At 68.2% G+C, this 10153-nt stretch carries 11 protein-coding genes and 1 pseudogene; 8 read left to right on the top strand and 4 right to left on the bottom strand.

The features are described from left to right. Together ACIQ67_RS17440 and ACIQ67_RS17435 are read right to left on the bottom strand one after the other, a co-directional pair. Positions 1-730: YecA family protein (locus tag ACIQ67_RS17440; protein ID WP_397535648.1), on the bottom strand; the 730-nt coding region annotated here is incomplete at its 3' end. A gap of 238 nt (positions 731-968) precedes the next feature. After that, complete coding sequence (locus ACIQ67_RS17435; RefSeq protein ID WP_397535647.1) at positions 969-1916, bottom strand: LysR substrate-binding domain-containing protein; 948 nt, start codon at positions 1914-1916, stop codon at positions 969-971. Positions 1917-2017: 101 nt separating this feature from the next. On the opposite strand from ACIQ67_RS17435, the gene ACIQ67_RS17430 reads away from it, so the two are divergent. The 3 genes from ACIQ67_RS17430 to ACIQ67_RS17420 all read left to right on the top strand — a co-directional run bounded on the left by ACIQ67_RS17430 (position 2018) and on the right by ACIQ67_RS17420 (position 6048). Further along, on the top strand, positions 2018-3544 hold the full coding sequence (locus ACIQ67_RS17430) for a CoA-acylating methylmalonate-semialdehyde dehydrogenase (RefSeq protein WP_397535646.1): 1527 nt from the start codon (positions 2018-2020) through the stop codon (positions 3542-3544). Between the two features lie 108 nt (positions 3545-3652). Then, on the top strand, positions 3653-5293 hold the full coding sequence (locus ACIQ67_RS17425) for a diguanylate cyclase (protein WP_397535645.1): 1641 nt from the start codon (positions 3653-3655) through the stop codon (positions 5291-5293). Continuing rightward, positions 5293-6048 carry an SDR family oxidoreductase gene (locus ACIQ67_RS17420; protein ID WP_397535644.1) on the top strand — a complete coding sequence of 252 codons (756 nt, stop codon included), beginning with the start codon at positions 5293-5295 and terminating at the stop codon, positions 6046-6048. The genes ACIQ67_RS17425 and ACIQ67_RS17420 overlap by 1 nt, the downstream gene beginning before the upstream one ends. Before the next feature lie 73 nt (positions 6049-6121). Here the strand turns inward: ACIQ67_RS17420 and ACIQ67_RS17415 are convergent, their stop codons facing one another. Beyond that, positions 6122-6574: a fasciclin domain-containing protein gene (locus ACIQ67_RS17415; protein ID WP_397535643.1), complete on the bottom strand. Its 453-nt coding sequence runs from the start codon at positions 6572-6574 to the stop codon at positions 6122-6124. A gap of 199 nt (positions 6575-6773) precedes the next feature. Here ACIQ67_RS17415 and ACIQ67_RS17410 point away from each other — a divergent pair, with 199 nt between their 5' ends. Continuing rightward, positions 6774-7442, top strand: coding sequence for a CAAX prenyl protease-related protein (locus tag ACIQ67_RS17410; RefSeq protein ID WP_397535642.1), 669 nt, complete (start codon positions 6774-6776; stop codon positions 7440-7442). Between the two features lie 107 nt (positions 7443-7549). Next, positions 7550-8146 carry a malonic semialdehyde reductase gene (locus ACIQ67_RS17405; RefSeq protein WP_397535641.1) on the top strand — a complete coding sequence of 199 codons (597 nt, stop codon included), beginning with the start codon at positions 7550-7552 and terminating at the stop codon, positions 8144-8146. A 1-nt stretch (position 8147) separates the two neighbouring features. Here the strand turns inward: ACIQ67_RS17405 and ACIQ67_RS17400 are convergent, their stop codons facing one another. Further along, a complete protein-coding gene (locus ACIQ67_RS17400; protein WP_397535640.1) occupies positions 8148-8900 on the bottom strand; it encodes a helix-turn-helix domain-containing protein in 753 nt (250 codons plus the stop codon). Between the two features lie 163 nt (positions 8901-9063). Between ACIQ67_RS17400 and ACIQ67_RS17395 the strand changes: the two genes are divergently transcribed. The 3 genes and pseudogenes from ACIQ67_RS17395 to ACIQ67_RS17385 form a co-directional block, all read left to right on the top strand. Continuing rightward, a complete protein-coding gene (locus ACIQ67_RS17395) occupies positions 9064-9528 on the top strand; it encodes a YiaA/YiaB family inner membrane protein (RefSeq protein ID WP_397535639.1) in 465 nt (154 codons plus the stop codon). An 11-nt stretch (positions 9529-9539) separates the two neighbouring features. Then, positions 9540-9944, top strand: a complete 405-nt coding sequence (locus ACIQ67_RS17390; protein WP_397535638.1) for a hypothetical protein — start codon at positions 9540-9542, stop codon at positions 9942-9944. Beyond that, positions 9941-10153 (top strand): annotated as a pseudogene (locus ACIQ67_RS17385) (DUF2145 domain-containing protein); the annotation flags it as partial. The gene ACIQ67_RS17390 and the pseudogene ACIQ67_RS17385, both read left to right, overlap by 4 nt.

Raw genomic sequence — 10153 nt, 5'->3', positions numbered from 1 at the left:
CGCGCTGCGGCGGACCGCGGCGCGCCGGCGGTTTGCCGCGGGCCGCGCTGGCCTCGGCCTGCTGCGGCCGCGTCACATCGGCCAGCATCAGGCAGGCCGCCACCAGGCTTTCCACCGCCTCCTCCAGATCGGCAGGCGGCTCCAGCGTCTCGATCTCTTCGAGCAGTTCGTCGGCATCTTCCAGATCATCTGGATCCAGGTGGCGGTAGATCGCCGCCAGCGGCTCCAGCAAGGACGCCGCGTCCTGGCGCATCAGCTCGGGAAACTCTTCAGCAGCCAGCGCAAAGCCGGCCACCCAGGGCAGCAGAGCTTCGGACAGTTCGGCCTCGTCCTCCAGCTCGAACACCCAGGGGTCGAACCACTGCCGGCCGGTGATGGCACGGTTAAGTTCCTGATGCCGGCGCTTGACCAGCTCGGTCAGCTCGCGGCTGTCAAACCCCGCCGGTGGCTTGCGCCCCTCGCTGTCCAGAACAAAGGGCAGCCACTGGAAGGCCTGGATCAGCTTGGGCTGCAGCAGCACGCCCACCAGATAGCCGTCCAGCATGCCCAGGTCCAGCGGCTCCAGCGGCGCCGGCACGCTGTCCAGCAAGGCCTCCAGGCGCTCCATTTCGGCTTCGCTCAAGGGCTTGGCTGGCGGCTTGGCGGCAGGCTGCGGCGCGGACTTCGGTGCTGCGGCACGCAGGGTCGACGGACCGCCGCGGCGGGCAGGGGGGCGCGGGTTTTGGCTCATGGGGCTATTGTCGGCGTTCCCGCCCCGGCGCGGGCGGCGGCCGCAGCGGACGCCGCGGATGCTAGGCATGCGAAAGGTCATCCCCTATGGGTGGGATAGCTGGCCGGCCGGGCCGGGCCTAGAGTGCAGGGCATGCGTGGCAGCGGCCATGCGAACGTCCCAACGACGTCCTTGTTTCCTCAAGGACTTGCAACGCCCGACCGGTCCGCCGGCCGGGCGTCTTTTTTTGGGCGCCGGCTCAGAAGCCTGCGCCCAGCGCCTGCTTCAGATGCTCGATGAACAGGCGCACCGGCCGCGGCGTGCTGGAGCTCCAGGGGTGCAGCGCATAGATCGCATCGCCGAAGAAGCCCACCGGCCGCCAGTCCGGCAGCAACTCCTTGAGCCGACCGGCGCGCACGGCCGGCGCGGCACTGAAGTCAGGCAGCAAGGCGATGCCCAGGCCCGCCAGCGCAGCCTCGCGCAGCACTTCGCTATTGGCGGCGCGCAGCGGCCCTTGCACAGGCACTTTAAGGCGCTCAGGCCCGGCATTGCCGCGTTGCTCGAACAGCCACACCGCGGGTCCGGGCCGCAGATAGGGCAGGCAGGCGTGAGTAGCCAGCTCGGCGGGATGCATCGGCGTGCCGTGCTTCTTCAGGTAGGCGCTGCTGGCCAGCAGCAGCGCACGCGAGTCACACAGCTTGACCGCCACATGCGTGTCCGGCGGCGCGCTGGTGTGGCGGATTGCCAGGTCGAAGCCCTCCTGCGCAAGCGGCACCAGACGGTCCGACAGGTCCAGCTCTATGCGGATCTCTTGATAACGCCGTAGAAACGCGTCCAGCTGCGGCGCCACATGCTGCCGCCCCAGCGCCACCGGCGCGGTGATGCGCAGAAGGCCGCGCGGCTGGCCGGCGGCGTCGCGCAACTCGGCAAGGCTGCGGGTGATCTGCGCGAAGGAAGACTCGGTGTCCTCGATCAGGCGCTGGCCGGCCTCGGTCAGGCGCACCGAGCGCGTGGTGCGTGCCACCAGTTGCGCGCCCATCGCGCGCTCCAGATCGGCGATGCGCTGGCTGATCGCGGCCTTGGACAGCGACAGGCGCTGCGCCGCCTTGGTGAAGCTGCCGAGCTGGGCCACCACCGTGAGCGCGTGCAGCTGGCCCCACAGCAGGTCGTTGCGAAGCTCGGGCTGGCGTTCGGTTGCGGCACTCATGATTGTTCAGATTATCGAACAATCAAATCGCCGAAAGCGGATTGGCAGTGCCAGGGTGCCGCCCTAGACTGACCGCATCCCTTTCGATCCAGGAGACCGCCATGGCCCTCGCCAGCACGCCCGCCTACACCCGCAGTCAGGACCTGACGCACTACATCGGTGGCGCCGCGGTGCCGGCCAGCTCGGGCCGCACGCAGGCGGTCTATAACCCCACCACAGGCGCGGTCGCCCGCCAGCTGCAGCTCGGCAGCGCCGAAGACGTGGACAAGGCGGTTGCCAATGCGCAGGCCGCCTTCCCGGCTTGGGCCGATTCGCCGCCGCTGCGTCGTGCGCGCGTGATGTTCAAGTTCCTGGAGCTGCTCAACAAGCACCGCGACGACATTGCCGCGATGATCACCGCCGAGCATGGCAAGGTCTTCACCGATGCGCAGGGCGAGGTGACGCGCGGCATCGACATCGTCGAGTTCGCCTGCGGCGTGCCGCAGCTGCTCAAGGGCGACTACACCGAGCAGGTCTCCACCGGCATCGACAACTGGACAATGCGCCAGCCGCTGGGCGTGGTGGCTGGCATCACGCCCTTCAACTTTCCCTTCATGGTGCCGATGTGGATGGCGCCGGTTGCCATCGCAACCGGCAATGCATTCATCCTGAAGCCCAGCGAGCGCGACCCCTCGCCCAGCCTGTTCATGGCTGAGCTGTTCAAGCAGGCCGGTCTGCCCGACGGTATCTTCAACGTGGTGCAGGGCGACAAGGTGGTGGTCGATGCGCTGCTGAACCACCCGGATGTGAAGGCGATCTCCTTCGTCGGCTCGACGCCGATCGCGCAATACATCTACGAGACTGGTGCCCGCAACGGCAAGCGCGTCCAGGCCCTGGGCGGCGCCAAGAACCATATGGTGGTGATGCCCGACGCCGACATCGATCAGGCCGTGGACGCGCTGATCGGCGCGGCCTACGGCTCGGCCGGCGAGCGCTGCATGGCGATCTCGGTGGCGGTGCTGGTCGGCGATGTGGCCGACAAGATCATTCCGAAGCTGGCCGAGCGCGCTAAGCATCTGAAGGTCAAGAACGGCATGGAGCTCGATGCCGAGATGGGGCCTATCGTCACGGCGCAGGCACGCGACCGCATCGAGGGCTATGTGGCCCTGGGCATCGAGGAAGGCGCGCAGCTGGTGGTCGACGGCCGCGGGCTGAAGGTGGCAGGCTGCGAGGCTGGCTTCTTCACCGGCGGCACGCTGTTCGACCATGTGACGCCTTCGATGCGCATCTACAAGGAAGAAATCTTCGGCCCGGTGCTGGCCTGCGTGCGCGTGGCTGATTTCGCGCAGGCAGTGGATCTGGTCAACGCGCATGAATACGGCAACGGCGTGGCTTGCTTCACCAGCGACGGCAATGTGGCGCGCGAATTCGCCCGCCGCATCCAGGTCGGCATGGTGGGCATCAATGTGCCCATCCCGGTGCCGATGGCCTGGCATGGCTTCGGCGGCTGGAAGAAGAGCCTGTTCGGCGATATGCATGCCTATGGAGAGGAAGGCGTGCGCTTCTACACCAAGCAAAAGAGCGTGATGCAGCGCTGGCCCGCCAGCATTGGCAAGGGCGCCGAATTCGTGATGCCGACGAGCCGGTAGATACCCAGAGCAAGACTCGACTCAAGCCGCAGCGCTGTGCGATGTGCGCCAGCGTCGGCGGGCAGATCGGCTAACCTTGGGCTGTTGTAGCCAAACGTAGCCCACTCCATGCAAGAAGCCGTCGACAGCGAGGCCTCGCACGACGCCCTGCCCCAGGCTCTGGCCGGTGCGCGCCGCGCCCAGCTCGAATCCCAACTCGACGATGGCCTGACGCTAGCGCAACAGGCCTGGGAGCTGGCCCTGGCGCAAGGCTTAGTCGCCGAGCAGGTCGAGGCCGGCCGACTGCGCGCTTTCTTCCTCTATCGCCGCGGCGCGCTGGCCGCGATGATTCGCGCCGGCGATGCCGTCCTGCCGCTGCTGCGTGCGCAGGGCCCAAGCGAGTCGCTGTGCGAGTTGCTGCGCTGGATGACGCTGGGCGGCTTCGAGACCGGCGACTTCGACACCGCCATCCGCTGCGCCAACGAGGGCTATGCCGTGGCCCAGGAACTCGGGGACATGCGCCAGATCGCGCTATCGCTGAACGCGCTGGGTGCCACCTTCGAGCGCATGGGCGATCCCTGGCAGGCCGAGCGACTGATGGGCGAGGCTGCGGCGCTGGTGCGCGAGCACGCCACACCCTTCGAGCGCATGGTCACGCTCAACAACCTCAGCGGCGTTGCGCTGGGCGCCTATTACCTGCTGCGTGACAGCGGCAACGATGCCGAATGCGCCAGCGCACTGGAGCGTGCGCTGCGCTATGCCCGCGAGGCGAAGCCCTACGCCCAGCAGTACGGCGATCCCTTTCCGCTGGTGATGACCGAGGGCAATCTGGGTGAGGCCTTGCTCCACTCCGGCGCGCTCGAAGAGGCCGAAGCTCTGCTCACCCATACGCTGGACGAGGCGCGCCTGCGCGGCTTTCAGGCGCAGGCCTGGCGCGTGCGCTGCTCGCTGGCCGAGCTGATGCTGATCCGCCAGCAGGCTGACGAAGCCTACGCGGATCTGCGCCTGCTGCTCCAGGAAGCCGGCGGCAGCGCCCCGGCGGCCACCGCACTGCGCCTGCACCATGCGCTGTACCGTGCCGCCAAGACCCTGGGCCGGCATGAGGAGGCCCTGCAGGCACATGAGGCCTTCCAGTCCATCGAACGCGGCCGCTCGATCGCACAGCTGATGGCGCAATCGCGCTTCTTCGTCACCCGCCTGGAGGCCGAGCAGGCCCGCAGCCAGGCCGACACGGCGCGCCGCGAGGCGCACGCCGAACGCGAACGCGCCGAGCTATTGCAAGGGCATGCGGAACGCGACCCGCTGACCGGGCTGGGCAACCGCCGCCTGCTCGAAAACCGCATGCCGGCGCTGGTGCGCGAGGCTGAGCGCAGCGGCCAGCCCCTGACGCTGGCCCTGATCGACGCTGACAACTTCAAGAGCGTCAACGACGTGCATGGCCATGAGATCGGCGACCGCGTGCTGCAGGCGCTGGCCACCATGCTGCAGGAGAACACCCGTGGCACCGACCTGCTGCTGCGCTACGGCGGCGAGGAGTTCCTGGTGCTGTTCCCCGATACGGTGGCCGACCGCGCCTTCGAAGTCTGCGAGCGGCTGCGCGAGCGCGTCGAGCAATTCCCCTGGCAAGACCTGGCCCCGGGCCTGGAAGTGACGCTCAGCATCGGGCTGGCCAGCACACCGCCGCACGCCTGCGATCTGCTGATCGCCAAGGCTGACAGCGCCATGTACCGGGCCAAGCATCTGGGCCGCAACCGCGTGGCGCTGGCCTGATGGGCGGGCCGGCGCCGCTCACGCTGATCACCGGCGCCAGCCGCGGCATCGGCGCCGCCACCGCGCGGCTGCTGGCGCAGCGCGGCCATGACCTGGCGCTGAACTACGCGCGTGACAGCCAGGCCGCCGACTCACTGGCCGGCGAGCTGCGCGCGCTGGGGCGCCGGGTGCTGTGTGTGCAGGCCGACGTGGCTGACGAGGCCCAGGTGCTGTCCATGTTCGCGCGCGTCGACGTCGAGCTGGGGCGCCTCGACGGCCTGGTCAACAACGCCGGCATCGTGGCCCCCGCCGCCCGCCTCGATGAGATGGACATGGCGCGCTGGCAGCATGTCTTTGGCGTCAATGTGATGGGCACGCTGCTGTGCTGCCGCGAAGCCACGCGGCGCATGAGCACACGCCATGGCGGCACCGGCGGCGCCATCGTCAACCTCTCCTCGCGCGCTGCCCAGCTGGGCTCGCCGGGCGTCTATGTGGACTACGCCGCCAGCAAGGGCGCCATCGACAGCCTCACCGTCGGCCTGGCCCGCGAGCTGATCGGCGAAGGCATCCGGGTCAACGGTGTGCGCCCCGGCATCATCGACACCGAGATCCACGCCGACAGTGGCACGGCCGACCTGCTCGCAGGCGCAGCAATGCAAATCCCTATCCAGCGATTGGGCCACGCCGTGGAAGTGGCCGAGGCCATCGCCTGGCTGTTGTCCGATGCAGCCAGCTACACGGTGGGTGCTGTGCTGGACGTCTCCGGCGGGCGCTGAGAGTCAGCGCCCTGTCCCGCCCGGCCACAGCCGGGCAGGACCTCACGCCAGCGGCGCACCGCGCCGCGTGGCATCACTTCGGCAGCACGACGCTGTCGATGACGTGGATCACGCCGTTGTCGGCCACGATGTCGGTCTTGATGACCTTGGCCTTGTCCACCGTCACGCCGCCCGTCGTGGCGATGGTCAGCTCGCCGCCCTGCACGGTCTTGACCTTGCCAGCCTTGACGTCCTTTGCCATCACCTTGCCGGGCACCACGTGGTAGGTCAGCACCGCTGTCAGCTTGGCCTTGTCCTTCAGCAGCGCGTCCAGGTCGGCCTTCGGGATCTTGGCAAAAGCTTCGTCGGTGGGCGCAAACACAGTGAACGGGCCCTTGCCTTTCAGCGTCTCAACCAGGCCGGCGGCCTGCAACGCGGTGGCCAAGGTCTTGAAGCTGCCGGCGGCCACGGCCGTGTCGACGATGTCCTTGGCCTGGGCTGCGACAGCGGTGGCGGCCAGGGCAAGGGCGAGGAGGGTCTTCTTCATGATTCGGTCCTTTTGGGGAGAAGTGGCTGGGGTGCCGTCAGGCTGCTGAGCAAGAAGCTCGTACAGCAGGCGACGGGCGGACTTTGAACCAATGCGTTTCCCTTAGCAACCACATGGTCTATTTGCAGACTGTGCAGTTTTCTTCAGGCTGCCGAATCGCTTCGGCTGCTGCGTGTGATCGAAGCTAAGCTGCGGCCCCATGAAGCTCAGCCCCGCCGCGCTCGCGCGCATCGTCCCTTTTGCAATCTTCATGGCCTTGCTCGGCCTGCGCGGCGCGCTGCCGTCCGGCGTGAACTTCGACGCGCGCTGGATCTACGGCCTGAGCGTGCTGCTGGTGGCCGGCGCGCTGATCTGGTTCTGGCGCGAGTACGGCGAACTGGCGCGCCAGAACCTGCCCGAGCCCCGCGAGCTGCTGCAGGCCGTCGGCGTCGGCCTGCTGGTCTTCGTCGTCTGGATCCAGCTGGACGCACCCTGGATGCAGCTCAGCGCCCCGACAGCCAGCTTCGTGCCACTGGATGAGCACGGCCAGCTGATCTGGCCGCTGGTGCTGCTGCGCTGGGTCGGCGCGGCGCTGCTGGTGCCGGTGATGGAAGAGCTGTTCTGGCGCAGCTTCCTGATGCGCTGGATCGACAACCCGCGCTTCGAGGCGGTCGACCCGGCACGCGCCAGCTTCAAGGCCATCGTGCTCTCCACCTTCATCTTCATGCTGGCGCACACGCTGTGGCTGGCGGCCATCGTGGCCGGCCTGGCCTACGCCTGGCTGTATGTGCGCAGCGGCAAGCTCTGGACGGCCGTGATCGCGCATGCGGTGACCAACGGCGCACTGGGCATCTGGGTGGTGGCGACAGGGCGCTGGGAATTCTGGTGACGCCGACCGGCATTCAGCACGCTTGAAGCCTGGTTTCAAAGCCGCGCAATCGCGCCAGGCCGGGTGGCGCCTACAGTCAGCCCATCGCAACCCCACGAGATGCCGCCATGAGCCACCACACTGCCGATGCCGCCACGCTGGACCTCGCTTTCCGCCAGGCCCGCACCTTCAACAAGTTCCGGCCCGAAGCTGTCAGCGAGGCCACGCTGCGCCAGGTCGTCGAGCTGGCGCAATGGGGCCCGACCGCGATGAACGGCCAGCCGGTGCGCTATGTCTTCGTCCAGAGCCCCGAGGCCAAGCAGCGCCTGGCGCCAGCGCTGGCAGCCGGCAACCTCGACAAGACGCTGGCAGCGCCGGTCACGGTGATCGTGGCGGCTGACAGCCAGTTCTACGAGCACCTGCCCAGCCAGTTCGCCGCCGTGCCGGGCGCACGCGATATGTTTGCCGGCAACGCCGCCATGGCCGCCGGCACCGCCAGCCGCGACTCGCATCTGCAGGGCGCCTACTTCATCATCGCTGCCCGGCTGCTGGGTCTGGACTGCGGCCCGATGGCCGGCTTCGACGCCGCCAAGGTGAACGCCGAGTTCTTCCCGGACGGCCGCTTCCAGGCCCAGTTCCTGATCAACCTCGGCTACGGCGACGCCAGCGGCAACTACCCGCGCGGCCCGCGCCTGGGCTTCGAGCAGGTGGCGCAGGTTCTGTAAGTCAGGAGCGCGCCAGCCCGGCGCGCTGCAGGTGCCTGAAGGCCTCGAACACCCAGGACCGCATGCCCATCACCAGCGTGTAGGGCTTCTTTTCTCCCTCCGGCAGCTTCTGGTCGAGCAGATGCTGCCGCGCAAAATCGTCAGCCACGCGCTGCAGGCGTGAGACCAGCTCGCGTGCCATGCCATGGCCCAGCTGGCCATGCACCAGCATCAGCAGCTCGGTTTCGCCGTCGAAGCCGCCCGCGAAGAACTCGCCCATCACCCGCTCGCGGAAGAACTGCATCACCGGCCCGTGCGGCCGCCAGCGAAAGGTCTTGGCCACGCGCAGCTTGTAGCGGTTCAAGGGCTTGAGCTCGATGATGCCCAGCCTGTCCAGTGCCGCCAGATAGCGCGTCACCTCGGCCTCGCTGACCCGGTAGGTGGCAAGGATCTGCTCCGAGCTCCACTGGCTCAGGCAGCAGATGGCCAGCAGCAGCAGTTTGGCATCCGCCACCACAGCCTTCTCCTGTGCCAGCGTCAGCTCCATGCGCAGCGGTTCGCGCTCCGCCATGCGGCGGGCCAGTTCGGCGAACTCGGTATCGAGCACACGACACACATCATCCACGCGCGACAGCGGCATCTCGCCGCCGGGCGCGAACATGCGCTTGACGCTGGACTCCGACAGGCCCAGCTCGCGCGCCATGTCGGCATAGCTGAGGCCCTGGTTCTTGAGTTCGGCCTTGATGACTTCGATGAGAGTCTGGGTGCTTGACATGGGGCGTAGGTGTAGAGGGCGCCGGCCGCCTGCAGCAGCGGCACGCCGGTAGCGTAACGCGCTACTGCGACGGCCACCGCACGCCACCGGCGTGGAAATCGGGCTGCGCAGGACATCCGGCGTCCCAAGATCGCGGCATCACAACAGCCAGGGAGCCGATTCCATGCACCGCACTGCACAACACCCGCTCATCCACCGTGACACCCGCGCCTGGCGCTTCCAGGTCTGGGCCTCGTTCGGCATCGCCAGCAGCCTCTGTGCCAGCGGCCTGGTCTGGCTGCCCGGCGACGACCTCGACCGCGCCTTCATGGTGATGGGCTATGTGTTCTGCCTGTCCTCCGCCTTCGCGCTGGCCAAGTTCGTCCGCGACAACGAAGGCCGGCGTGTCGACACACCGATGTGGCAACTGGTCGTCTGGTCAGGCTTCGCGCTAGCGATGAGCTTGACCGGCTGGGGCCTGTGGCGCATGGGCATACAGCCGGTCTGGAAGGCCTATCTGCTGGTCAGCTGGCTGTTCCTGATCTCCACCGTCTTCACGCTGGCCAAGATGCTGCGCGACGCGCACGAGGCCGATCTGCTCGAAGCCCGCCACGTGGGCCACAACCACCCGGCTCGCGAGAGCGAATGAGGAGAAAACTCATGAAGCCCAAGATCCCCCTCATCCTGTCCACCCTGCTGCTGGGCCTGACCCTGCAGCTGCCGGCCCGGGCTCAGTCCACCGTTTCGCAGGCCAGTGCGCTGTCGATGTTCCCGGTGGCCGTCTCGGTGGCCGCGCCGGTGGCGCTGTTCGCCGCCGGCGCGGTGCTGACCGTGGTCGCCATCGAGACGAGCGCCCGCGGCACGGTCTGGGTGCTGGAGCGCGCTTCCGATGGCGCCCGCGCCAGCGTGGAGTTCAGCGGCCGTGCCAGCGCCGCGACGGGCACGGCCCTGTTCGTCACGGTGATCGCCAGCGGCTATGTGCTGTCCGTCGCTGGCGAGGTGATCGCCTTCGTGCCGAATGCCATCGGCCAGGCCCTGCTCCACAACGAGCAGTTGACGCGATGAGCGCCGCTAAGCTCCGCGCCACCGTCCGGTTGCTGCTGGTCTTCGCCGCCAGCGCCGCGCGGGCCGGTAGTACTTGCGAGGACAAGCCACTGAGCCTGCAGCAGATCGAGCGCGGCATGGCGCTGGCCGAGGCTGCTGCGCGCCAGCTCGACGCCGGCGCTGCCGATGTCGTGCTGCTGGCCCGCGCCGGCCAGGACCTGGGCAAGTAC

Origin of the sequence: Roseateles sp. (assembly GCF_044373315.1) — a bacterium.
Lineage (GTDB): Bacteria > Pseudomonadota > Gammaproteobacteria > Burkholderiales > Burkholderiaceae_C > JACDQM01.
The sequence above is the reverse complement of the archived record's forward strand: the minus strand, read 5'-3'. Positions and strand labels throughout refer to the sequence as shown.